This window comes from uncultured Turicimonas sp., from assembly GCF_902477955.1.
Classification (GTDB): domain Bacteria; phylum Pseudomonadota; class Gammaproteobacteria; order Burkholderiales; family Burkholderiaceae_F; genus Turicimonas.
The window spans coordinates 16,679-40,207 of record NZ_CABSJB010000027.1 but is presented as its reverse complement, the minus strand read 5'-3'; the positions used below and the strand labels follow the sequence as shown (position 1 = coordinate 40,207).

At 43.9% G+C, this 23,529-nt stretch carries 21 protein-coding genes and 1 tRNA gene; 14 read left to right on the top strand and 8 right to left on the bottom strand.

Annotation, left to right across the window (positions count from 1 at the left end):
• Positions 1-60: 60 nt before the first annotated feature.
• The 3 genes from RDK53_RS08720 to RDK53_RS08710 all read right to left on the bottom strand — a co-directional run bounded on the left by RDK53_RS08720 (position 61) and on the right by RDK53_RS08710 (position 2,407).
• On the bottom strand, positions 61-819 hold the full coding sequence (locus RDK53_RS08720) for an amino acid ABC transporter ATP-binding protein (protein ID WP_308514198.1): 759 nt from the start codon (positions 817-819) through the stop codon (positions 61-63).
• Positions 816-1,520 carry an amino acid ABC transporter permease gene (locus RDK53_RS08715; RefSeq protein WP_308514199.1) on the bottom strand — a complete coding sequence of 235 codons (705 nt, stop codon included), beginning with the start codon at positions 1,518-1,520 and terminating at the stop codon, positions 816-818. Before RDK53_RS08715 ends, RDK53_RS08720 begins: the two co-directional genes overlap by 4 nt.
• A gap of 119 nt (positions 1,521-1,639) precedes the next feature.
• Positions 1,640-2,407, bottom strand: coding sequence for a basic amino acid ABC transporter substrate-binding protein (locus RDK53_RS08710; protein WP_308514197.1), 768 nt, complete (start codon positions 2,405-2,407; stop codon positions 1,640-1,642).
• A 176-nt stretch (positions 2,408-2,583) separates the two neighbouring features.
• Between RDK53_RS08710 and RDK53_RS08705 the strand changes: the two genes are divergently transcribed.
• From RDK53_RS08705 to ppk1, 4 genes are all read left to right on the top strand, one after another.
• A complete protein-coding gene (locus RDK53_RS08705; protein WP_308514196.1) occupies positions 2,584-3,324 on the top strand; it encodes a HesA/MoeB/ThiF family protein in 741 nt (246 codons plus the stop codon).
• Positions 3,325-3,582: a molybdopterin converting factor subunit 1 gene (gene moaD / locus RDK53_RS08700; protein ID WP_308514195.1), complete on the top strand. Its 258-nt coding sequence runs from the start codon at positions 3,325-3,327 to the stop codon at positions 3,580-3,582.
• 133 nt (positions 3,583-3,715) lie between these two features.
• A complete protein-coding gene (locus RDK53_RS08695; protein ID WP_308514194.1) occupies positions 3,716-4,765 on the top strand; it encodes an FUSC family protein in 1,050 nt (349 codons plus the stop codon).
• Positions 4,766-4,983: 218 nt separating this feature from the next.
• Positions 4,984-7,353 carry a polyphosphate kinase 1 gene (gene ppk1 / locus RDK53_RS08690; RefSeq protein ID WP_308514193.1) on the top strand — a complete coding sequence of 790 codons (2,370 nt, stop codon included), beginning with the start codon at positions 4,984-4,986 and terminating at the stop codon, positions 7,351-7,353.
• 62 nt (positions 7,354-7,415) lie between these two features.
• Here the strand turns inward: ppk1 and RDK53_RS08685 are convergent, their stop codons facing one another.
• Positions 7,416-8,702 carry a C40 family peptidase gene (locus tag RDK53_RS08685; protein WP_308514192.1) on the bottom strand — a complete coding sequence of 429 codons (1,287 nt, stop codon included), beginning with the start codon at positions 8,700-8,702 and terminating at the stop codon, positions 7,416-7,418.
• A gap of 312 nt (positions 8,703-9,014) precedes the next feature.
• A tRNA-Leu gene (locus RDK53_RS08680) sits at positions 9,015-9,101 on the bottom strand.
• 221 nt (positions 9,102-9,322) lie between these two features.
• Between RDK53_RS08680 and rnr the strand changes: the two genes are divergently transcribed.
• The 8 genes from rnr (at position 9,323) to RDK53_RS08640 (ending at position 17,119) form a co-directional block, all read left to right on the top strand.
• Positions 9,323-11,752: a ribonuclease R gene (gene rnr / locus RDK53_RS08675; protein ID WP_308514191.1), complete on the top strand. Its 2,430-nt coding sequence runs from the start codon at positions 9,323-9,325 to the stop codon at positions 11,750-11,752.
• A gap of 17 nt (positions 11,753-11,769) precedes the next feature.
• Entirely contained in the window at positions 11,770-12,510 is a 741-nt protein-coding gene (gene rlmB, locus RDK53_RS08670) for a 23S rRNA (guanosine(2251)-2'-O)-methyltransferase RlmB (RefSeq protein ID WP_277030714.1), read from the top strand.
• Between the two features lie 126 nt (positions 12,511-12,636).
• A complete protein-coding gene (gene rpsF / locus RDK53_RS08665; RefSeq protein ID WP_277030713.1) occupies positions 12,637-13,059 on the top strand; it encodes a 30S ribosomal protein S6 in 423 nt (140 codons plus the stop codon).
• A gap of 14 nt (positions 13,060-13,073) precedes the next feature.
• A complete protein-coding gene (locus RDK53_RS08660) occupies positions 13,074-13,367 on the top strand; it encodes a primosomal replication protein N (RefSeq protein WP_066593628.1) in 294 nt (97 codons plus the stop codon).
• A 2-nt stretch (positions 13,368-13,369) separates the two neighbouring features.
• Positions 13,370-13,642 (top strand): 30S ribosomal protein S18, encoded by a 273-nt coding sequence (rpsR, locus tag RDK53_RS08655; protein WP_066593626.1) that lies wholly within the window; start codon positions 13,370-13,372, stop codon positions 13,640-13,642.
• A 14-nt stretch (positions 13,643-13,656) separates the two neighbouring features.
• Positions 13,657-14,106 (top strand): 50S ribosomal protein L9, encoded by a 450-nt coding sequence (rplI, locus tag RDK53_RS08650; RefSeq protein ID WP_308514190.1) that lies wholly within the window; start codon positions 13,657-13,659, stop codon positions 14,104-14,106.
• Positions 14,107-14,544: 438 nt separating this feature from the next.
• A complete protein-coding gene (locus RDK53_RS08645) occupies positions 14,545-16,392 on the top strand; it encodes a potassium transporter TrkG (protein ID WP_308514189.1) in 1,848 nt (615 codons plus the stop codon).
• A 10-nt stretch (positions 16,393-16,402) separates the two neighbouring features.
• Positions 16,403-17,119: an NAD-binding protein gene (locus tag RDK53_RS08640; RefSeq protein ID WP_308514188.1), complete on the top strand. Its 717-nt coding sequence runs from the start codon at positions 16,403-16,405 to the stop codon at positions 17,117-17,119.
• Positions 17,120-17,165: 46 nt separating this feature from the next.
• Here RDK53_RS08640 and RDK53_RS08635 read toward each other — a convergent pair whose 3' ends face one another.
• From RDK53_RS08635 to RDK53_RS08625, 3 genes are all read right to left on the bottom strand, one after another.
• Positions 17,166-17,708 (bottom strand): 4Fe-4S dicluster domain-containing protein, encoded by a 543-nt coding sequence (locus tag RDK53_RS08635; RefSeq protein ID WP_308514187.1) that lies wholly within the window; start codon positions 17,706-17,708, stop codon positions 17,166-17,168.
• Between the two features lie 2 nt (positions 17,709-17,710).
• The gene (locus tag RDK53_RS08630; RefSeq protein ID WP_308514186.1) at positions 17,711-20,011 is read right to left on the bottom strand and encodes a molybdopterin-dependent oxidoreductase; all 2,301 of its coding nucleotides are present in this window, start codon (positions 20,009-20,011) and stop codon (positions 17,711-17,713) included.
• A gap of 129 nt (positions 20,012-20,140) precedes the next feature.
• Entirely contained in the window at positions 20,141-20,557 is a 417-nt protein-coding gene (locus RDK53_RS08625) for a helix-turn-helix transcriptional regulator (RefSeq protein ID WP_308514185.1), read from the bottom strand.
• Between the two features lie 1,059 nt (positions 20,558-21,616).
• Here RDK53_RS08625 and dnaB point away from each other — a divergent pair.
• Positions 21,617-23,023, top strand: a complete 1,407-nt coding sequence (gene dnaB / locus RDK53_RS08620; protein ID WP_066593611.1) for a replicative DNA helicase — start codon at positions 21,617-21,619, stop codon at positions 23,021-23,023.
• Positions 23,024-23,030: 7 nt separating this feature from the next.
• On the top strand, positions 23,031-23,516 hold the full coding sequence (locus tag RDK53_RS08615) for a DUF456 domain-containing protein (protein WP_277041694.1): 486 nt from the start codon (positions 23,031-23,033) through the stop codon (positions 23,514-23,516).
• The last annotated feature ends 13 nt before the right edge of the window (positions 23,517-23,529 follow it).

Sequence of the window (23,529 nt, the reverse complement as noted above, 5' to 3'; positions counted from 1 at the left end):
AAGAAAAGCTTGTGATTCTCGCGATGATCAAGTTTTTTCAACTTCTCAAAAACGGAAAGATTAATTTGCGTTTTCTTGCGGCAAAACACGCTTTAAGAAAGCTTTTGTTCTTTCTTCCTTCGGATGCATGAGAACATCTTCCGGTTTGCCTTGTTCTACGATCTTTCCTCCGTCCATGAAAATTACGCGATCGGCAACTTCACGGGCGAATGAAATTTCATGTGTAACCACAGCCATTGTCATACCGGATTTCGCAAGATCTGTCATCACTTTCAGAACTTCTCCGACAAGTTCCGGGTCAAGGGCGGATGTTGGTTCATCAAACAACATCGCCTTCGGTTCCATGGCTAAGCCTCTGGCGATAGCAACGCGCTGCTGCTGGCCGCCGGAAAGGCTTGCAGGATAGGCGTCAGCTTTTTCTGCTAGTCCTACGCGTTTCAGCATTTCATGGGCACGCTTTTCGGCTGTCGCCTTATCAACTTTGCTGACGAGTTTGGGGGCAAGAGCAACGTTTTCAAGAACGGTTTTGTGCGGCCAAAGATTGAAGCGCTGGAAAACCATTCCTAAATGTTCACGTACTTTATTAATGTCGGTTTTCGGAGAGGTAATGTCAACGTCGTTAACGTAAATATGGCCGCTCGTTGTTTCTTCTAATGCATTAATGCAGCGAAGCATCGTGGACTTTCCGGAACCCGAAGGTCCGAGAATAACGACTTTCTCTCCGGGCATGATATCCAAGTCAATACCCTTGAGAACTTGATTGTCTCCGAAATACTTATGGAGATCACGAATCTTAATTAGAGGTTTTACTTCACTCATTTAACATCATCTCCTTTACCTAAATGTTCTTCCATCTTCTTGACCAAATAGGCAAGTCCGAGAGTCATCACCCAATACATTAACGAAATAGTAATGTACGGTTCCCAGTAACGAGCAGAAGCTCCGGCAACCGTTCTGGCTGCATAAGCAAGTTCTGCCAAACCGATGGCGGAAACCAGAGAGGAGTCCTTAAGGATGGCAATGGCATTGTTACCTAACGGAGGCAGCATACGGCGGAATGCTTGAGGCAGAATGATGTGGAACATGGCCTGCCAATATGTCATACCGACTGAACGTGCTGCTTCCATTTGGCCCTTGTCTAAGGATTGGATACCGGCACGGAAAACTTCAGAAAGATAAGCACCTGCATTCAACGTAATAGCAACGATACCGGCAAGCATTGCGCCATAGGTAGAACGGATTTCTCTGGCGATATCGCCGGAGAGCAGAACCCCTTCGGTAGGATGGATAAAGAACGGCAGAATGGCAAACTGCATTAACAGGATTTGCACAAATAATGGCGTACCGCGGAAGAAACTTACATAAACAGTTACCGGCCAACGGACAAAGTACTTCAGAATTTCACGCCAAGGGGAGTGGCGGGCATTAGCCAACCTGGCCATACCTAATGCCATTCCTAAAATAACGCCCAAAACCACGCAGATAATCGTGATCTGAATGGTCATTCGGGCACCTTCCATAAATAAGGGCCAGTACTCAGTTATGACTTCATAACGAAATCCACCCACGACATTTCTCCAACAAATTCAAGTTAAAAAAAACCGATTCTCACGGAGAGAATCGGATTAAGAACTAAAGGTTACTGTGGAAGCTTAGGAGCAGCTGTACCAAACCATTTACGATAAATCTTATCGTATTCGCCGTTGGCGATAACCTTATCTAAACCGGCATTGATTTTATCAATTAATGCCTTGTTGCCTTTCTTGACGGCGATACCGAAGTATTGTTCTTTGAAAGCTGGGTCACGAGTTGCATTGAAGTGCTTGTCAGGATTGTTCAAAGAATAGAAGTTCAAAACACCGACGTCACCGATAACGGCTGCTACACCGCCTTGGTTCAATTCTTCAAGAGCCAAAGGAGTGTTGTCGAAACGACGGATTCTTGTGGAAGCTTTACCGAATTCTGTGCTGGCGGCAATGTCGCCGGCAGAACCGTTAACAACAGCTACGTTGCCTTTCTTCAAGTCGCCGAGTTTTTCAATCTTGGTGTCTTTCTGAGTAAGGATCAGCTGGTGAGCCAAGAAGTAAGGTTTAGAGAAGTCAACGGCTTCTTTTCTCTTATCGGTAATAGTGATACCGGACATGATGATGTCGCGGTCGCCTTTGTCAACAGTGGCAAAAATGCCTTCCCACGGAGTGTTGATAAACTTAACTTCAAAACCTTCGGCTTTGGCAATGGCGCGCATTAAGTCAACGTCAAATCCGACTAATTCCTTCTGAGGTGTTTCGTATTCAAACGGACGATATGTTGCTCCTGTACCAACAATATATTGTTCGGCTGCAAATGCGCCGGAGGCGGCAAAAGCTAAGACAGCGCAAGAAGCAAGCAGTGCTTTCTTTAAAAACATCAAAAATCTCCTAGGATCATGACTAAATAGTTCCACTCTCCATGATCTCACAAACCGAGGAGGAACTGAGCAAGATTCTCAGAATAACTTCGTTTTTGCGTGAAATCCCTAGGTAATATGGGAGATTAACGGAGAAAATAATCATTGTTTACGCTTTAGGAAACGTGTTGATGGAAATGCAAAATCGATACTCTCGACATGAACTTTTAAAAGAAGTTGGAGTCGAGGGAAATCAAAAAATCAGATTGTCAAGAGTTTTGGTTATCGGAGCAGGCGGTTTAGGATCTCCGGCTGCTATGTATCTTGCCAGTGCAGGTGTCGGAAAGCTCACGATTGTGGATGAAGACACCGTTGATTTAACGAATCTTCAGCGGCAAGTTATCCATAGAATGTCCACCCTCGGGCTGCCTAAAGTCCTTAGCGCCAAGGTGACTCTTCAAGAAATGAATCCGGATGTGAGAGTAGTGCCTTTAATGATTCGGCCGGGAAGAGAGCTGCTGTCAAATTTGGTTAGAGAACATGACGTTGTTCTGGACTGTACTGATAACACGGACTCTCGTTATCTTTTGAACGAAGTATGCAAAGCCGAGAAGAAACCGCTTGTGACGGCAGGGGCAGTCGCCTTTGACGGGCAGATAACCGTTCTGGATTTCCGCCAGGAAAATTCTCCCTGTTACGCCTGTCTATTTCCCAATCACGAAGGGAAAGATGAAAAGGCTTCTACGAAAGGAGTATTTGCGCCTTTAGTGGGAATACTTGGATGCATGCAGGCTGCTGAGGCCCTTAAAATTGTCGGTGAATTTGGAAAAGTGCTGACCGGCAGACTTTTGATGTTGGATGCGCGAACAATGCAGTGGCAAGAGTTCAGATACGGTCAGTCTGATGAATGTCCCTTATGCGGACATAAGGATGAATAAATGAGCGTAAAGGTTTTGTATTTTGCTTCCCTTAGAGAGCATATGCTCAGGGGACAAGACGAGATTGATCTTCCGGCCGATATCACAACGGTCGAAAGATTGAAGAATTATCTTTCTGAAAAAGATCCTCTTCTTAAAGAGGCTTTTGAAAAAATGCCTCGCTTAAGATGCTCGGTAAATCAGGAAATGGCAAACGATCGTCATCATGTTAAAGATGGAGATGAAATTGCTTTCTTCCCTCCTGTAACCGGCGGTTAATTGATTGGACTTATTTCAAGGCCTGCAATCTTCAGCATTGCAGGCCCCCTATAGTTACGCGTCCGAAGCAGCAAGCATTTTCTGCTAGTAAATATTTTTCTTACTGTAGCGCCTGAAGAAAAGGAGCGAGCGGATGTCTCAATCAAACAATGTTTCAGCAGGCACCCAAGATCCCTTCTTGAGCAGGAAGCCTCCTAAACCTTCAAAGAAAGCCTTAGCTATGGCCGCTTTACGGTTTTTTGTCGCTTTGTCGGCTGCCCTTTCGTTATCTTTTGTATTTCAGGATGAGAAAGTTGGAGGATTTGCCTGTTTAGCCTGTTTCATGGCGCTTTTGTCAGACGATAAGAATTCTTTGTCGTCTCGTTTATTCGGACTTCTTTTGACCTTCATCTGTGTCATGTTTTCAGCATGGCTCGGTTACGTGCTCAAAGACTTACCTCACGGCAAATGGCTTATCCTAGGACTCTGTGTTTTCGGCTCAGCTTTACTTCCTTTTGTGGAGCAGTTTTGGTGGCTGTTAGGCAAGTACTCTCTAATCTTTTTATTAATTTCTCTTTTTGACTTTACTCCGACTGAAAGTGCTGTCATCGGATACTCCGCGGGTTTTGCTCTTTCCGGTGTGGTAATAATTATTGACCATTATCTCTGGCGTGCTGACAATCTTGGACGCAGGCCAATGGACCAGCTCAAAGAGTTTATAGGAGGTACCAGAAATCCCCTCTTTTTTGCTGTTATTTCTGCAGTTATCGTGGTGTTTTCTTTGTGGTCGGCCCAACTCTTTCATTTTATGCAACCGGCATGGGTCGGTATGAGTGTTATATATCTGCTTAACACTCGAGTATCTATGGGGTTTAAGAGAAGCTATCAAAGAATTTTCGGAACTTTATTAGGCTATCTTTTAGTTGTATTCATCTTTCCTTATGCCAATCACTATGCTTTCTTGGGAATTTTGATAGTTTTGTCCGGGATGCTAATTCCTGTGTTTCTTCCCACGAATTATCTCTTTGCTAATACGGCAATAACGGCCTTTATTCTCTTTGCGCTGGATTGGCTTCTCCTCGCCTATGGAGGTGACGGCTACATGATTTCGTGGCGTCTCATTGATACTATTTACGGCGTTGTTTGTTCTCTGTTAGGGCTGTTACTTATAAAAGTGTCGTTTGCATTAAAGAATCGTGGCTGAGAATAGCTAACTTATTGACAGATAGGGTTTTTCCTATCAAACTAACAGTGAAAGATGTTAGCACGAGTATTTGAGGGGTGATGTATAATAACTATTTGCTAACATTAAAATATCCTAAAAATTTAATGCTACCGGGGAGGAATGTGGTTTAACACTCTTTTATTCCGAGAAAAACTTCATCTTTTTGCCCGCTATGTTACAACGAGGATGTCAATTTTATGGCCGCCAACAAATCAGAGACCACAGTAACCGAAACAACTCAACTTCCAGAGCAAACTAAAACTGAGACACCAGTCCAGGAAACACCAAAGGCTGAGCAGCCTGCAGCTAAACCTGCAAGAAAACCGCGTGTAAGAACTACGGCAGTCAAAAAACCAGCAGCTCCCAAGGCAGCTGCAGCAAAAACTCCTGCTGCTAGAACTCCAAGACGGGCTAGTACTAGTGCAAAGAAACCGGTTGCTGAAGCAATTCAGGAGTTGCCGGCTCCTAAGCATATTTCACTCGATGATCCTGCTCTCTATACCAACCGTGAACTCAGCTGGATTGAATTCGACAGAAAAGTTCTGGAAACTGCCATGGATCCGGCAATTCCTCTGTTGAATAGAGTGCTGTTCCTGTCAATCTTCTTTAATAACTTGGACGAGTTCTACATGGTCCGTGTTATGAACTTGCAGAAGCAGGCAAGAAGCGGAGCCGAGCCGACCGGTCCGGATAAGCTTTCTCCGGCAAAACAGCTTTCTGAAATTAGAAGAAAGGTTTTAGAAATCGTCGATCAGGCCGAAGATTTGTGGCTTGACCAGTTAAAACCCGCTCTTGCAAAGAAAGATATTGTTATTGCGAAGTATGAAGATTTAACAAAAGAACAGCAAGAAAATCTGAACCGTTACTACGACGAAGACATTTTCCCTGTTTTGACTCCGCAGGGCGTGGACGCTGGCCGTCCATTTCCGATGATTTCCAATACCAGCTTGAACTTTGTGATTGAGCTTGAAGAAATCGGCAAGGAAGGAAAAGTCCGTTACGCACGTGTCAAGTGTCCGAACAACGTTCCCCGTTTCCTCTTTGTTTCTAACAAAGATTCAACAGTTACACCAAACTTGGGAGTCACAGTCAGCGAGGGTGTTCTGATTCTTTCCGAAGATCTCATCGCTAACAGACTCGAGACTCTGTTCCCGGGCTATCGTGTAATTACTTCCGGCTTATTCAGAATTACTCGCAATACTGACGGGGAAATCGAAGAAGACGAAGCAGACGATTTGTTAGCTGCCGTCAGAGATTATGTGGAACAAAGAAGATTTGGTTCCGTCGTCCGCTTGGAAATCGAACGAGGTATGCCTCAGCGTCTCCAAGACTTCCTTGTTGACCACTTGGATTTGATTCAAGTTCAAATTTACCGTTACAGCATTCCACTTGGCTTCTCAGACTTTGGAAGACTGATGCGCATCGATCGTCCGGGTTTGAAGTATCCTGAAACTCATCCGAGAACACCGAAAGAATTCGAACCGGATAGAAACTGCTTCACGGAAATCCGCAAGAAAGATTTGATGGTCTACCATCCATACGATTCTTTTAATTGCGTTTTAGAATTCCTTCGTCAAGCAGCTTTGGATCCGAACGTCGTAGCTATTAAACAAACCCTTTATCGCTGCGGCAGTGATTCTCCTGTCGCTAAATGGCTGCTCGAAGCCCGCAGAAGAGGCAAACAAGTAACTGCTGTTGTTGAATTGAAAGCACGCTTTGACGAAGAGCAGAACATGAACTGGGCCGAAGAAATGGAACGCAACGGTGTCAACGTTGTATACGGTTTTGCCGGCCTCAAGATTCACGCAAAATTATGCTTTGTCATCAGACGTGAGCACGGATCCTTGGTTAGATACGCTCACATTGGATCCGGTAACTACAACGCTGCTTCCGCTAAGATTTATACCGACCTCGGTTTGTTTACTGCAAACAGGGCTATCTGCGACGATATTCAAGATTTGTTCAACGTAATGACCGGTTATGGCCGCGTCAAGCATTACCGTGAACTCTTGGTTTCTCCTAACACCTTGAGAGGCAAACTCGTCGAGCACATCCGCCGCGAAGTTGCCATTCATAAAAAGGAAGGTAACGGCCACATCATTATCAAATGCAACCAGTTAGTGGATGCTGAGATGATGAAGGAAATCTACGAGGCCTGCAGAGCCGGAGTGAAGGTTGAGTGTATCGTCCGCGGTATTTGTGGTTTGCGTCCGGGAATCCCCGGAGTATCCGAAACTCTCAGTGTTCGTTCCATCGTCGGACGTTTATTGGAGCATGCCCGCGTGTATTACTTCCATAATGGCGGCAAGCCTGAAGTTTACTTCGGCAGTGCTGATATGATGACACGTAACTTATCAGGCCGTATAGAAGTTCTGACTCCGATTCTGGATCCTGTTCTTCGCACTAATGTGATGAAGCAGATCATTGAACCGCAGCTTAAAGACAATATCCATGCATGGGTCTTGCTTTCCGACGGTTCTTATAAGAAGCTTTCTCCGGCCAAGGGCGAAAAGATTTACGATTCTCAGGAAGAAATCGCCAAACATCTGAACTTACAGAAAGCCTAAACCGATAAATGAGAAGAGCCGCGATTCGCGGCTCTTCCTCTTAGCATCCTTTGTTCTTAAATTTAATAATTTCTGCTCGGCTGGCGCTGGAAAGAAAGATCAATCGGCATGCAATAGCGCAAGGTTCTCGGAACTTTTGCAAAGAAGGGATTGTCTTTGAAAGTTGTCGAGCATGTACCGTCCGTTAACTTTTCAGGCAACTCCATCGAGAACATGAATCTATCTTTCTCGTATTGTTCAAAGTTGGCAGAATCCTTTTCAAAACTAGTCTCGTGCACATCTCCCAGAGCATGGAGAAACTCATTGGAGTTTTTGGCAATGGCAACGTGCTGGATTTCTGCTACGCCATTTTCTTCTTTACCGAAGAACAGGAGCTCGTATCTCTTAAACGCTTGGTTTCTTTTAACTTTTCCTTTGAGATTGGTGAGCTGGTCGCTGTCCCGGGGAAGTATTAATCCGTTCAAGCGGAAAATAGTATTAATGAAGCCTGAGCAGTCCAAGCCCGAAGCCGTATTTCCTCCCCACATATATGGAGTGCCTAAAAGACTTTCAGCAGTCTTTAAAACATTGTCCATAAATTTGGTCGGATCTTCATTAATTTCTTTCGCTTTTTCAGCGGCCCATTGATGAAAGTTCTGAATTCCTTCTTTGTTCACCGTTCCCATCATCCCGGAGGGGAGAGCAACAGTAACGGTGTTTTTACTTTCTGAGATTCTCTTCAGAATAGAGCCTGCAGGGAGGAACATCTTCTTAGCGTTATTGACTCCGTTGAGCTCAAGATGCAGATTAGTAACAATGACTAGGTCCGAACTATTCCATTTGCTCAGTCCGCTAGTGCTCAAAGATTTAAATTGTTTTTTGTGAAGCCAGCCCATATAGCCGTCCGGGGTTTGAACTTGTACCCAAGCACCGCGGGATTGGATTTTTCTAATAGGAGTACCTAAAACGGCTTGAGTAACCAAAGCCGAAGCAAATTTGGGTTGAGCGTGCATCGAAGCAACAGGCACATTTATTAAACCCCAGCTCTTTTCAATAATTTCATCTTCTACGGGAAGAATGACAACCTGATCTGTGAAATTAATATTTTTTTGAAGGAGCTCGTCGAGAATGCTTCTCAAAACTCCTTCGGCTGATGTTTTTCCGTTTAAGACTAGTTTTCCGTTAACACAGGCAGGAATTATTTCAACGACTTCGGTTCGGCGATCAAAGTTTGTTTTGATAACTAAATCACGAGCAACTGCCAGTTGGTTTTCGCAAGAAGACGTAGCTGAAAAGGCGGGAGAGGCGCAAAGAGAACTTCCTATCAATACGCTAAAAATAATGGTGCCTAACCTACTCTTAAAATTCATTTGTGGTACCGAAAAGCCTTATACCAAGTGTCGAAAAGTTTAAAGATAATTTGTAACAGGATATTGTACAGAATTCTATGGAAGTTTCTGTTATCGCTTGAATGAAAACAAAATAAGCGCGTAACAGTAACAGATTTTGGTTACAGTTGAAAGTAATTTTTACGAAAGTGGAGAAAATAATTTGTAAACGTCAAGAGCGTCAATGGTCAAATCGGGGCGCTAATTTGCGTACGAAATATCGGAAAAGATAATTTAAAGAAGAAATAGAAAAGGGACTCGGGTTTTCCGAATCCCTTCTCAAGACGAAATCTTTGGTGCCCACGACTGGACTCGAACCAGCACGCCCGTGAAGGCGCCAGCACCTGAAGCTGGTGCGTCTACCAATTTCGCCACATGGGCACGAACCCAAGATTTTACACAAACAAATCCGGTTGTCAAATATGAGTCCGTAAGATAATTTTGGTGCTGGTGCCCGTAAGATGATGATGGTTCGAGTCCAGTCGTGGGCACCAAACCCTTTGAACTGGAATTTAAGGCTCCGTGGGAGACTTTCTCCAGTCTGAGCGGTTTTTAGATGTCTCCTCGATTTATAGAAGTTACAATTTTCAAATCATATAAATTTGCTTGAAGAGGAACCCAAAATTACTTCGAGAAAAAAATCTAAAGAGACAAGATGGGAAGAAGACTTCAAACCGATTTCTACTATTGGTGAGGCCAAAGAGAGTTTTTTGAATTACCTTTGCTCCTGCCAAGGTGAAATAGGAATGTCGATCCTCATAACTCGCCTGATTAAAAAATTCGGCGTGAGCGCATCATTTGTTAAAGACGTCCTTGAGCAGCTCGTTAAAGACGGACAGATTAAACGTGACCACATTAATAAGATTAGCTACATCGGAGACAAAAAAATCTATACCGGCGTGGTCCAGGCTCATAAGAATGGCTTTGGTTTTTTAATTTGCGACGAGGATGTGCCGGATCTCTTCATCCCTGATGAAGAAATGGAAAAACTGCTTCCTGACGACAGAGTTGAAGCCACATGCGTTGGTTTCGACTATAAAGATAAGATGATCGCCTCCGTGCATAAGGTAGTCTCAAGAAAACTCAAGACTATCGTTGGAGTGTACGAACCCGTGAAAGGCAGGAAGATTGTTAAGCCCGAAGATCCGCGAATTCAGCAGGATTTTATTATTGACGGAGACACCCAGAATGCTACTCCGGGGGATGTCGTTGAAATTGAACTGAAAGATGCCGGTTTCTTGTCCTTGCGCCCTCATGCGACGATGAAGGAAGTCATTGGGAAACCGGAAGACAAAGGCATGGAAATCGAGATTGCCGTTAGAAAGTTCGGTGTTCCGCATAAATTTTCCGAAGCAACTCTTGAGGCCGTCAAAAAGTTTTCAGATCACGTCACAAAAACTGATTTGAGAAACCGGGTTGATTTAAGAGACATTCCGTTTGTGACAATTGACGGTCCTGATGCAAAAGACTTCGATGATGCGGTTTATTGCGAACCTATAGGAAAAGACGGAAGCTACCGCTTGCTCGTTGCTATTGCTGACGTCTCACATTATGTAAAACCAGGCTCTGCGATTGATAAAGACGCACAGGAACGAACAACAAGTGTGTACTTTCCGACGAAAGTTATTCCTATGCTTCCTGAGGAGCTCTCTAATGGGTTGTGTTCTTTAAATCCGAATGTAGATCGGTGTACTTTGGTGTGCGATGCCGTTCTCAGCCGTAAGGGAGAAGTGATTGCCTATCAGTTCTACCCGGCAGTCATTTGTTCGGCTGCTCGATTAATTTACGACAATGTTTGGCTTGCATTGCAAGATCCGAATGGTCCGGCAGCCCTTGCGATGAAGGATGTCTATCCTCATGTAAAAGATCTTTATGACCTCTTCAAAATTTTGTTGACTTCTCGGGAGTACCGAGGAGCAATGGACTTTGAAACCGTCGAGACTTACATCGTTGCCGATGCCCAGGGAAAGATTGAGAAAATTCTTCCAAGGGAGAGAAACGATGCACATCGCTTGATTGAAGAGATGATGCTGGTGGCAAATACGTGCGCTGCAGATCTTTTACAGTTAAATAAAGCTCCATGCCTTTACAGAGTTCATGAACCGCCCAGCGAAGACAGGTTGGAGAAGGTCAGAGCCAGCCTTGCGCCTTTCGGATTGGTTTTGGAAGGAGGAGACAAGCCGACACCTGCAGATTACTGCAAAGTTCTGGATAAGATTAAAGACAGACCGGATAAGGTTCCTCTTCAGATGCTGCTCCTGAGATCCATGCAGCAGGCGGTTTACAGTCCTCATAACCTTGGCCACTTCGGATTGGCTTATCAGGCATACACTCACTTTACTTCTCCGATCAGACGTTATCCGGATTTGTTGGTCCATAGAGCTATCAGAGGAATTTTGGCTGGTAAACATTACGTTCCGAAACTGTTGGTTGAGCCCGATCTGTCTGAAACAACCCTCCAGCTTAGAAAGACGGAGGCTGAATCTGAAGAAGGTGCGAAGAAGATCCCTCACATTGAAACCTGGGAAAAACTTGGTTTGTTGTGCTCTGAATACGAAAGAAGGGCAGATGAAGCTAGCTACGACGTCATGGCCTGGTTAAAGTGCTACTACATGAGGGACTTTATCGGACAGACGTTCAGCGGAGTGGTGACCGGAGTAGCTCCGTTTGCAATCTTTGTTACTTTGAACGACTACTATGTAGAAGGTTCCATCCACGTTGCTGAGCTCGGCGCCGATTACTTTGTCTATGACGAAAAACTGAATCAGCTGAAAGGCTCCTACTCAGGCAAGGTCTATAAATTAGGTACACCTGTTAGAGTTAAACTAATGCGTTGTGACTTAGAGAACCGCAGAATAGAATTTATTCCGGTTGAGGAGGCTCCTGCCAAGAAGGCAGCTAAAGCATCTTCTGCTAAGTCTAGATCCAGAGCATCTAAAGAAAAAACAAAAGCCGAGCCTGCAAAAGAAGAAAAGGCGCCGAAAAGGACTTCGGCGCGCTCCAAAAGAGCTTCGGCTGCGAAAACCAAATAAGAAGGCAGATTTGAAGAATGGCAAAAAATAATACTGTGCTGACCGGCTTTCATGCAGTCAGCGCAAGATTGAAAAAAGATCCTTCAACTATTGAAGCTGTTTACGCCGATCCTAATCGTCGTGATGCACGCATGAAGCAGATTCTTGAGCAACTGGCAAAAGCCGGTGTTCGAGTCATGAAGGCCGATCATCAAAGATTGGAAGGATTATCAGGAGGCATTCCTCATCAAGGATTGGTGGCTTTAGCAAAGCCTATCGAAAGCGCGATGAGCTTTGATGATCTGATGGACGCAATTAATCCGAAAACTCTTTTGCTGATCCTGGACGGTGTCACCGATCCGAGAAATCTGGGCGCGTGTTTAAGAGTTGCGGATGCAGCCGGTGTTCAGGCTGTCGTTGTGCCTAAAGATAGATCTGCAGATTTGACTCCGGCTGCTATCAAAGCAAGTGCCGGGGCATCAGAAAGCATTCCTCTCGTTCGCGTGACCAACCTTGCCGCCAGTATTGTTGAATTAAAGGATGCCGGTGTTGAAGTAGTTGGTACGGCCGGGGAAGCAACCAAAACAATTTTTGAATTTAATCAGACAGGTCCGTTCGCATGGGTTCTCGGAGCCGAAGGCGACGGATTGCGTCAGCTGACCAGAAAACGCTGTTCTGACCTTGCCAGTATTCCGATGTTCGGCAGTGTGGAAAGTTTGAACGTTTCCGTTGCTGCCGGAATCTGTCTTTATGAGACGGTTCGTCAAAGAACTGCTTAATTTATTTACAAAACCGCGGACTTCAACTTTTTTATTTAAGTGTAAAAAGGTGTAGAATTTCGCGTTTTCGAAGTCCTTGTCACACCGGAAGACGCTCCGGGCGACTAAAAACCATAAGGAGGCTAAATGCGTCATTACGAGATTTGTTTCATCGTTCACCCGGATCAAAGCGAACAAGTTCCGGCAATGATTGAACGTCATAAGACTTTCGTGGAAAGCCACGGAGGTAAAGTACACCGCGTTGAAGATTGGGGCCGTCGTCAGTTGGCTTACCCGATCGAAAAGCTTGTTAAAGCTCACTATGTTCTTATGAACATCGAATGCGGTCCAGAAGTCCTTGATGAAATCGAAAATGGTTTCCGTTTTAACGACGCCGTTCTTCGTCACCTCACTGTCAAGATGAAGAAAGCTGAAACAGAACCTTCTCCAATGATGAAGGCTGTTGAAAAAGAAGAGGCTCGCAAAGCCGCTGCTGCTGAAGCTGCTAAGAAGGCAGAAGAACCAGCTGCTGCTGAACCTGCAGAAAAAGCTGAAGAACCACAGGCCTAATTCTGAGGTTCTAGGTGAACGGCTTCCAACTGTCAGCTCAGTTAATCAGCCGAGAGGCTTTGAGATACACCTTGGCCGGTGTTGCGGTCTGTGAATGCGGATTTCAGCATACCGGTGTGACTCAAGAAGCTGACAGCGATAGAAAGAACAACTTCAAATTTACCGCAGTTGCACTGGGCAAGATTGGAGAGGTTCTCAGTAAAGAAGAGCTTGGTTCTCAGTTAATTCTTCGAGGATTCATCGCTACTTCTTCAGTACGTTCATCTAAGCTAGTTCTACACATTACGGAATACGATAAAGGAGTTTAATCATGGCTTTTGGCGCCAAAGGAAAGGGTAAACCTCGTAACCCTAATCAGCAGAATGCGCTCTTCAAACGCAAAAAATTCTGCCGCTTCACAGTTGATCATGTTGAACAGATCGACTACAAAGATATCGACACACTTCGTGACTTCATCCAAGAAAACGGCAAGATTATGCCTGCACGTTTGACTGGTACTAAGGCACGTTATCAACGTCAGCTTGATACAGCAATTAAGCGCGCTCGCTTCCTTGCTCTTCTTGCTTACACTGACAACCAGTAATCGGAGGAAAAGAGATGCAAGTTATTCTTCTTGAAACAATTCCTCATGTTGGTCAGCTTGGCGACGTCGTCAAAGTTAAAGATGGTTTTGCCCGCAACTACTTGATTCCTACAAAGAAAGCCAAACGTGCTACACAGGCTGCTTTGGACGAATTCAATGCAAAGCGTGCTGAGCTCGAACGCGCTCAGGCAGAACGTCTTGCTAAGGCTGAAGAATTGAAAGAAAAGATCAACGGTATCGTTCTTACTATCGCTTCTAAGGCTGGTGTTGACGGACGTTTGTTCGGTTCTGTTACTAATATGGATGTTGCTGAAGCTCTTGATAAGCTCGGCTACGAAATCCACAAGAGCCAGGTTCGCACTCCATTGGGCGCAATCAAGGCTATTGGCGAATACACACTCCAGATCGACCTTCACCACGACATCATCGCTGATGTAGTAGTTAAGGTTGTCGCTGAAGCTTAATCTGCAGTCAATTTAATTTTGACTTACGGCCTCTCGGTTTACGCTGAGAGGTCTTTTTTTAATAACTCTATCTCTGAGAACCGAGAGATATTTCTTTTTCGCTATATTTTGTGTGACCAAAATAGTTAGCGGCCAACGGATAACAAACACCCATTGGGTGAAAGTTTCAACTTGCTGAATATATATCTTTAATTTCAAAAATTTCTGTACAAAGAATTTTACTCAGCAACCTTTCCTTTCTTCAGTTCAGAAATCTAGGCCTCGATTTGAGGATCGATAGTATTCTTCTTTTCGATTTCTTCCTTATCCTTTTCTCGTTACAACATTACACGAACAAGGATGCAAGTAATTATTACGAATTCGGTGCCGGGATTTGTGGGAAATTCTGTTCTGAAGGCTTTCTCTTGGGAAATGCCCCAGCGGAAGGAAAGGTGAATCATGAATTCGAAACTTAGCCAGCTGGAAAAGAACATAAAGCGTTCTTTGTGGCGCCATTCTCATGAGCAGATTTCTAAGTTCCATGATCCGTCTTTCATTCTTAAAGCGATCAGAATCAGCTGCATTGCCATAACTATTTTTTTCTGCATCGGAGCGCTTGTCGGGATAGCGTCGTTATACGGCTTGAACACTACCGTCAAGGATGTGAACAGAATTCTCATTTGCCTTCACATATGTTTGGCTTGGTTCAGCTTCATTGTTGTTCTGGCTCTTATTTTCGATTTTAAAAAGTACTTTATAAAAAGCGGGTGGCTGAGAATTGCAGTCAATATTTTGGTCCTTGTGTGCTTAATTGCTTTTTTGAGTCCTGACAGTAAGAATCATATTCTCGACTATCTGCAAAGCGAAGATTTTTTAACCTTTACGCTCATCAGCTATTCCATCATTTTTTTAAGCGCCAAGTGCCTGGAGTTAGCTGACAGAAAGAAGACCAATCCTTCTTTGCTTTTAGCAAGCAGTTTCTTATTTGTAATACTGATTGGTTCATTCTTGTTCATGCTGCCTAAAAGCACAACTGTTCCTATCAGCTATACCGACGCATTTTTTATTGCAACGAGTGCCGTCTGTGTTACCGGGCTTTCTCCGCTTGATATCTCAACCATGTTCACACCGTTCGGATGGTTGATTCTTTCAATTCTGATTCAGGTAGGCGGGTTAGGGCTTATTGCGTTTACCAGCGTATTCTCTATTTTCTATTCCGGCTCAGCTTCTATCTATAACCAACTGCTGATAAGAGACGCTATTTATTCAAAATCCATGGATGCCGTTCTGCCGACTGTGCTGTATATGCTTGGATTTACCTTAGTGATAGAAAGCCTTGGAGCATTTGCAATTTACATGTCGGTGCCTCCCGAACTTTTTGCATCCCCGCACGATCGATTGATTTTTTCGATCTTTCATTCCATGTCCGCTTTCTGCAATGCGGGATTTTCCACCATCAAAGATGGTCTAAGCAACCAAGCTCTAATGTTGGGCTCTCAGAGCTTTTATTTAGAGATCTCTTTTCTGATGTTTTTAGGTTCTATCGGTTTCCCGATTTTGATTAACTATAAAGACAAGCTTGTTGGAAAAATCAAAGGAACCATCTGGAAAGACAAAAGATTCGAATCAAAGGTTAGAGTAGATTTGAATACCAGACTCGTATTGATTACGTCATTGGTATTGGTAGCGTTAGGAACCATTTTCTTTTTCATCTTTGAATATAACGGCACCTTAAAAGGAATGGACTTTTCTACTAAAGTCATCCAATCTCTATTTAATGCTATTTTGCCGAGAACCACAGGATTTGCTTCCGTCAATCCGGCCGAATTTGCTGTTCCGACTGTTTTGATGGTTTGCCTTTTAATGTGGGTGGGCGGCTCATCCCAGTCAATGGCCGGCGGCGTGAAAGTGAATACATTGGCGGTTATTTTGCTGAGTCTGAAGGCAACGATTACGGGTCATAAAGAACCTTCCGCCTTTAATCGTACAATTTCCGCTTCCGCTGTAAACAGAGCCTACAGCGTGGCTGTTATTTCGACTTTATTGGTTTTTTTCTTTACTTTTGTACTTCTGTTTTTAGAACCGCAGATGAGTTTTAAAGACATTATTTTTGAAGTGATGTCGGCATTGTTTACAGTAGGTTCATCAATGGGAATTACTGCTGAACTGTCTTCTGCTTCTAAATACACCCTTTGTATGGCCATGTTCTTAGGCCGTGTCGGATTACTGTCAATTCTTATGGGATTTTTAGGAGCACAAAAAGAAATAGACAGCACGTATCCGACAGAAAACGTCATTATTAACTAAGGAGAAGGTTATGCGTTATTTAGTAATTGGCTTGGGAACTTATGGGAGGAATCTCGCCATAAATCTGACTCTCTTGGGGAATGAAGTTATTGGCGTGGATAACAAACAAAATAATCTGGAGGCAGTTAAAGACAAATTGAGTTCCGTCTACATGATGGACTGCTCGGAGAAGAGCTCCTTGAATATGCTTCCGTTGAAGAATATCGATATAGCTATTGTAGCGATCGGAGAGGATTTCCGTTCAAGTCTGCGGGCGGTTGCTCTTTTGAAAGAGGGCGGGGTCAAGAGAATCTTTGCTCGCGCTATTGATGACCTCCATCAATCTATTTTGGAGGCTTTTTCTATAGACAGGATTCTGACGCCTGAAAAACGGGCGGCCGAAGATTTATCAAACGAGCTGAATTTTCATTCACAGGTAACTTCTCTTAGCGTTACGCCGGAGTATTTGGTCTCTAAGCTGGAAGTTCCCAAGAAATTTGTCGGGTTCCCGTATAGAAATTTCAATCTTGCCAGATTCGGTCTTATTCTGATTTCTGCCACTAGGAAAAAGGTATCGAAGAACCTCTTAGGTTTAGTGACGGAAGAAGAGATTTTGCTTGATATTGAGCGAAAAGCTCAGGAAGAGACGGCAGAAGTCGGCGACTGTATTGTAGTAGTAGGGACAAAAGACAACTTCATCGATTTTGCTAAAAAAGTAGCCGATGAGACAACAGTCTTTTCTGTATGAAAAGAGTAAGCCCTCTAAGAAGGCTTACCCTGCAGTTAAGAAGACATTAGTTCAGAGGAACTATGACAAGATGAGGTTCGGTCTGTGAATTGGCCGGATATCCAAAATACTTGTGGGCCCACTCAAATCCTGCAACAACCGCTTCAGGATATTTCTTCTTGAGTTCGGTGATAGGACCGAACTGAAGAGCACCTTGCGAACAAGCTTGTACGCAAGCAGGTTGTTTACCGGCGGCCAGAAGCTTGATGCAGCCGTCACACTTAAAGACTTTTTTACTTGCCGGATCAAAGACCGGTGCTTTAAATGGACAAGCAGCAATACAGGCTTGACAGCCAATGCATTTAGCATGATCTTGAACAACCAGTCCGTCAGGCTCTTGTGTGTAAGCTTTAACAGGGCAGGCTGGTACGCATGCTGGTTTTTCGCAATGATTGCATGCAACACTTAACCACATCATTTGGTTTGGAGTTTCTTTGACTTGTCTAAGCCAGACTCCATCCGGTGTTTTCTGTTGTTCTTTACATGCGATTACACATGCTCTGCAGCCGTTGCAGCGGCGTGCATCAAATACAAAACCTAATTTTTTCATGATTACGCCTTTTTAACATCGACAAGAGTTGAACAAATACTGGTTCCAGTTCCAAGAATTTCAACAGTATCGTTGGTGAGAACAGAAGAAGAATTAAATCCGTTTTGTCCCATCCACCATCCGTTTTCGAGACATAAAACGCCAGGTAGGATGTCATCATTCACAATAGCAACTGTCGGATGCTGGCCTCTGTCGTTATAAACAACAACTTTGTCACCTTGCTTAATTCCTCGTGCTTGTGCATCTTTGGTATGCATCTGAACTGTCGGTTCTTTTGCAAAGAGTTCATCGAGCCATTCATTATTCTGGAAGCTTGTGTGAATGTTTCGAATAACCTTTCTCTGGACGGCCATAAGAGGATATTTCTTCGCTAGTTCAGGATTGCCGACAGGACTTTCTTTGACCTGACGATAGGTGACTACCGGTAAGAAACCTTTGGCTGCCCATGGTTCACAGAAGAAATGAGCTTTGCCTGTCGGGGTATAGAATTTTCCGTCTTTGAAAGGAATCCAAGGACCCTTAACCGGGCAGACGGGACCCTTCTTAATTTCTTCGTAGGTAATGCCGGAAGGTTTAAGAACATTTTTGATCATCTGCTCGACCGGCACTATGTAGCGGTCACCAAAGCCAAGTCTCTTGGCTAGTTCTCCGAAAATGACATAGTCAGGCTTGGCCTCGCCTTGAGGTTCTACTGCTTTTTCAATTAATTGGACGTAATGGTTTCTCGTGCCTGCCATTACAGAGTCGTATTCGAAGACAGTGGTGGCCGGAAGAAGAATATCCGCATAAGTCGCTGTAGGAGTCATGATACTTTCCGCAACGACAAAGAAGGGAACGCTCTTTACGGCTTCAATCACTTTATTGGCATTAGGCCACTGACCAACAATGCCGCAAGTCTGGGTATACCAGAAGTTAATCTTATTGGGTTTGCCGGCTAGGACATATTCGCCAAGTTTTGCGGTTGGAATAGGAGCAACTTTCTTGGGTTTTTCTAATGGAGCCGGAATAGGAGCTCCAAACTTAGCCATTTGCTGTGCACCGCCTGCATCGCATATGCCTGTTCCGGCTTTGCCGATATTTCCGGTGAGGAACGCAAGATAGTACTGACCGCCGACTGCCTGAGAGCCAAACTCAGTTCTTTGGAAGGAGCCCATGTTGTTAACGATCATGGAAGCTTTGCTTGTTGCATAATCATGGGCTAATTCTTTGACAGTTGCAGCCGGGACGCTGGTTGTTTTTTCTACAGCTTCCGGAGTCCAAGGTTCCGCTTGTTCAAGAACCATAGTCAAAACAGTTTTGTACTCTGGGTTCTCTTTTACTTGAAGTTGCGGGACTACGCCTGGGGCATCGTGGCGCGCCAACTTGTTTGTTTTGGTATCAAGCACTAAGTAAGAGTTAGGATCTTGAGGATCTTCTCTAAGAAGTTTTCCATCTTTTCCAACTAAATAGCCTGCGCCTGTATGTTCTTGTAAGAATTTAGTATCAAGCAGATTATTTTCCGCAATCCAGCGGATCATGCCAAGGGCAAGTGCACTGTCGGTACCGGGGATAATTGGAACCCACTTGTCTGCTCTGTAGGCAGTTTCATTTTTACGAGGATCAATTACAACTATTTTGGCGCCATTTTCTTTTGCCTTTAAATAATAGTGCCAATAAGCCTGCATCGTCACAAGCGGATTGTTTCCCCAGCAAATGATGTATTTTGCTTGATCAATCGTGTCACGCGTATCTACATAACGTTTACCTACCATAGGCATCATGGTTGCGGTAACGGCTGAGCAACATAAAGAGCCTGCTGTTCTTGTAGTGCCTCCCAAATAGTTACCGAAGGCAACCTGAGAAGGGTTGAATAGACTGTCCATATTTCCGGAGGCGGATGTAAAGAGCAAAGACTCCGAACCTCCTTTTTGGATAGCCTCTTTGATTTTTGCTGCGATGGTGTCTAGGGCTTCATTCCAGGAGATTCTTTCAAACTTAGCTTCTCCTCTCTCTCCGACGCGCTTCATCGGATAAAGAATTCTGTCTTTGGCGTAAACCCATTTGATTCGAGAAAGACCTCTGGCACAAGGTTTACCGTCAAAGGCATTTGCATTTCCAATTTTTTCAATTACACCGTCTTTTACATAAGCACGTAAATTGCAGTGGAGGCATTCCATTGAGCAGGTTGCCTGGAAAGTTTTATATTGCTTATCTGGATCGGAGGCTTGCATCGCGCTGGCCATCGCCGGGCAACCCGCTGCTGCAGAGGTGAGCCCGAAGAGGGTGAGAAAGTCGCGACGATTAATTTGGGGTAGTTTTTTCATCGTCTTTCCTTGGTTTAAGCAGAAAGTCTGCAGAATTAGTGTAGGAGAAAACGATGTAATGGTTAATAAGGAATATCTGTATTTATTTATCTTAAAGAGAAAAAGCTTTTATCTATACAAGAATAAAATTTAGTAAAAAATGGATTTGTTTCTTTTTTCTGAAGGAGTTATTCCGAACTCTTCTTTAAATAAACGAGAGAAGTGAGAAATCTGCTTAAAACCATTTCTTTTTGCTATTTCCTCCACTGAAAAATGCCGGCAATGTTCTTCACTCAACATTACGCTTGCACGTTTTAGGCGGAAACCCATTAATTGTTTGTGGACAGTAGTTCCTCGTTGGCGGAAGGCTTGCGAGAGATATCGTTTTGACACGGATAGTTCGGCGGCGATATCGCTGAGTTGAAGAGATGGATCTTTGAATCTTCTTCTTATCACTTCGTTTCCCTTATACCATAGAAAGTCTAGATGCGTTTGAGTCGTCAAGGCAGTATTGACTTCCAGTTCTTTGAAACTGGGACGAAGGTAAGAAAAAAGACCGTCAAGCACTAATTCATGCGTATCTAGCGGGAGGAAAGGAAGAGATTTGAAGGTGGTCGCCAAGACAGAAGAAAATAATTTGTTTGCTGCACTTTTGGATTTGAAAATTCTTCCGCAGTAGAGCTCTGGATCATGTTTCGTGTGAGTCAATACATAGGGTTCGGATAGAAGAGCCAGGATAAAGTCGACTCGTTTATCACTTTTGATAGTAATTTTTTGAAGTGCCTCGTAAAAGACAAATTCTCCTTCTCGGATATCTTCAGGGGACTGGTTACCTTCCGCAATCTCGCAGTCTCCTCGGAAAATATAAATGAAGAACAGGCAATGGTTCTGAATCTCAAAAGATTTGGCTTGGAAGCTTAAGTTGCATGCATCACAAGAAATGCGGTTGATAACTCCCAGGCTAATTTTTTCCTGCAGAACCTTATATTTAAAATGGTGGTTTGTGTTCTGACGGCATTCAAGAAGATTAAAAGAGATCAGATTATGTCTTATGCTCTCCAGAAATTCTAAGAAAGGATTTTCTGTTTTATGGAGCCGGTCAGAGGTTTCTTCTCGACAATTGGATTTTGAGCTCGGACTAGATTTCATTATCTTTAAAGGAAGTGAATTTTTATCTAAAGCGGAGATTATTATTCATTGTAATCTCAACCGTTTATCTTATTAGCCTTTGATTCTCCTGAACTGAAGAAAACTGATACTTTCCTAGAGTGTAAGATTGGACTACAGCGGATTTTAGTCTGCTGTAGTCCACCTTAAAAACTCTTGAATAAAAGTCTTTCAGCTGTTTTCTTATGAAAACTAGAGGAAGAAATAAGCTGTTGCGGCAACCCGAAAATAACGCTCTGAAAGACTTTGTTTTTTTGTAGATGTATGATCCTGTTCCACTTCCAAATCATTCGACAAAATTCAAAGAGAATCGCTTAACGATGACAGCCCATTTGTCATTCTTTGGTGGCTGAAATTGTAAGATCCGTCAGTAAGCTATGAAGTGAAATCAGGTCTCTTCCGGAAGGTTGAGACAGATTAGTTATTTTTTATAAAAAGAAGTAGTTATAAGGTATTTAAATGGAAAATCCGTCTGCACCTGCAAATGAACTAAAAGAACTGAGACTTCCTCCTTTCTCAAAAGAGGCTGAAGACAGTATCCTTGGTGCATTGTTGGTCGACAACAGTGCCTTGGATATCATTTCTGACAAAATCAATGCCAATGACTTCTATGACTATGGCAATAGGCTCATTTTCGAACACATCCTTAAACTTGTCGAGAATGATCATCCTGCAGATGTCATTACCGTTGCCGACAGTCTGAAAGAAATGAATCAGGAGAAAGAGACCGGCGGAATTGAATACCTCAATCGTCTGGCAGACTATTCCCCGGGTTCTGCTAACCTAATTCGCTACGCAGAAATTCTTCGAGATCGTTCTATTCGAAGAAAACTAATTTCAGTAGGGTCAGAAATTTCTGCCCAAGCCTTTACTCCTGAAGGATTGCAGGCCGAGGACTTGCTGGATCAGGCCGAAGCAAAAGTATTGGCTATCTCGGAAGATCTGGAAAGAAGTTCAGGTGATTTCATTTCTTTAGGTGCAGCTCTTAAAACCTTGGAAGAACAGCTCAAGGAGCTGATGGAAAATCCGGTTCCGGAAGGCCAGTTCAGAGGTATTCGAACAGGTTTTGCCGATCTTGATAAGATGACTGACGGTATGCATGATGGTGAACTCATTATTGTTGCGGGTCGTCCTGCCATGGGTAAAACAGCTTTTGCTTTGAACGTTGCTCTTCAAGTGGCATTGGACGGTTTGCCGGTGGGAATTTTCTCATTGGAAATGGGTGCGGATCAGCTCGCTAACCGTATGATCAGCTGCCTTGCAGAAATTCCTCAGGACAATCTTAAAACCGGACGTTTGGATGCAGACCAGTGGGGCCGTTTCTACAATGGCGTCCAAACCATGAAGGATCTCAACCTGCTTATTGATCAAGGCAACGACTTATCAGTGATGAACATCCGTTCTCGAGCAAGAAAACTTAAGAGCCGTTACGGCAAATTAGGCCTTATCGTTATTGACTATTTGCAGTTGGCCAGTGCAACCAGCGGGGGAGTCATGTCAGAAAACCGTGCGGTTGAAGTCAGTGCGATTTCCCGAGGACTCAAGGCCCTAGCTAGAGAACTGGGGGTCCCTGTTATGGCTTTGTCTCAGCTGAACCGTGATTTGGAAAAACGCGGCGATAAACGCCCGATGATGAGTGACTTGAGAGAATCCGGTGCTATCGAACAGGATGCTGACTTGATTCTTTTCTTATACAGAGACTGTGTTTATAACAAAGTCGAGGGAAATGAAAGAGATGCTGAACTCATTATCGGCAAACAAAGAAGCGGTCCTACCGGCACAATAGGTATGATCTTCGAAGGAGAATTTACTCGATTCAAGAGTAAAGCATACGGGTACCAAGAGGAGTACCAACCGCAGGATTAAAAGGAATATGTGGCTTAGTATTATTTTGTGGATAGTGGCCGTGCTGCTGATTATTGTCGGATTGGCCGGCACTATTATTCCGGCTCTTCCGGGTTTGCCGATGATTTTCTTCGGAGCTTGGCTGGCCGGATACATTGATGATTATCAAAAAATTGGAGTTACTCCGATTGTCATTATCGGCGTACTGACTGTTATCGGCCTGATTATTGATTGGGTCGGACAGTCGCTCGGGGCAAAGAAAGCAGGGGCAACGAAACTTGGAATTATCGGTTCCATGATCGGAACCTTCGTTGGAATTTTTACTGGTCTTTGGGGATTGCTTTTTATGCCTTTAATTGGGGCGGCAATCGGCGAATTCATTGACCATCAGGATATGATCAAAAGCGGCAAGGTTGGAGTTGCCACTTGGATCGGCATGATAATCGGCACTGTAGTCAAGCTTGGTTTGGCTTTCACTATGGTCGGGATTTTGATTGCTGCCTGGTTTATCTAAAAGAAATATTAAA

What these genes read in the sequence shown, in the direction of transcription:
- RDK53_RS08720 (WP_308514198.1), bottom strand. Translation starts at nt 819, where the DNA reads ATGAGTGAAGTAAAACCTCTAATTAAGATTCGTGATCTCCATAAGTAT.
- ppk1 (WP_308514193.1), top strand. Translation starts at nt 4,984, where the DNA reads ATGGCCGCCAACAAATCAGAGACCACAGTAACCGAAACAACTCAACTT.
- rpsR (WP_066593626.1), top strand. Translation starts at nt 13,370, where the DNA reads ATGGCTTTTGGCGCCAAAGGAAAGGGTAAACCTCGTAACCCTAATCAG.
- rpsF (WP_277030713.1), top strand. Translation starts at nt 12,637, where the DNA reads ATGCGTCATTACGAGATTTGTTTCATCGTTCACCCGGATCAAAGCGAA.
- dnaB (WP_066593611.1), top strand. Translation starts at nt 21,617, where the DNA reads ATGGAAAATCCGTCTGCACCTGCAAATGAACTAAAAGAACTGAGACTT.
- RDK53_RS08635 (WP_308514187.1), bottom strand. Translation starts at nt 17,708, where the DNA reads ATGAAAAAATTAGGTTTTGTATTTGATGCACGCCGCTGCAACGGCTGC.
- rplI (WP_308514190.1), top strand. Translation starts at nt 13,657, where the DNA reads ATGCAAGTTATTCTTCTTGAAACAATTCCTCATGTTGGTCAGCTTGGC.
- RDK53_RS08645 (WP_308514189.1), top strand. Translation starts at nt 14,545, where the DNA reads ATGAATTCGAAACTTAGCCAGCTGGAAAAGAACATAAAGCGTTCTTTG.
- RDK53_RS08715 (WP_308514199.1), bottom strand. Translation starts at nt 1,520, where the DNA reads ATGGAAGGTGCCCGAATGACCATTCAGATCACGATTATCTGCGTGGTT.
- moaD (WP_308514195.1), top strand. Translation starts at nt 3,325, where the DNA reads ATGAGCGTAAAGGTTTTGTATTTTGCTTCCCTTAGAGAGCATATGCTC.
- RDK53_RS08685 (WP_308514192.1), bottom strand. Translation starts at nt 8,702, where the DNA reads ATGAATTTTAAGAGTAGGTTAGGCACCATTATTTTTAGCGTATTGATA.
- RDK53_RS08630 (WP_308514186.1), bottom strand. Translation starts at nt 20,011, where the DNA reads ATGAAAAAACTACCCCAAATTAATCGTCGCGACTTTCTCACCCTCTTC.
- rlmB (WP_277030714.1), top strand. Translation starts at nt 11,770, where the DNA reads ATGGCAAAAAATAATACTGTGCTGACCGGCTTTCATGCAGTCAGCGCA.
- RDK53_RS08640 (WP_308514188.1), top strand. Translation starts at nt 16,403, where the DNA reads ATGCGTTATTTAGTAATTGGCTTGGGAACTTATGGGAGGAATCTCGCC.
- RDK53_RS08705 (WP_308514196.1), top strand. Translation starts at nt 2,584, where the DNA reads ATGCAAAATCGATACTCTCGACATGAACTTTTAAAAGAAGTTGGAGTC.
- RDK53_RS08615 (WP_277041694.1), top strand. Translation starts at nt 23,031, where the DNA reads ATGTGGCTTAGTATTATTTTGTGGATAGTGGCCGTGCTGCTGATTATT.
- RDK53_RS08710 (WP_308514197.1), bottom strand. Translation starts at nt 2,407, where the DNA reads ATGTTTTTAAAGAAAGCACTGCTTGCTTCTTGCGCTGTCTTAGCTTTT.
- RDK53_RS08695 (WP_308514194.1), top strand. Translation starts at nt 3,716, where the DNA reads ATGTCTCAATCAAACAATGTTTCAGCAGGCACCCAAGATCCCTTCTTG.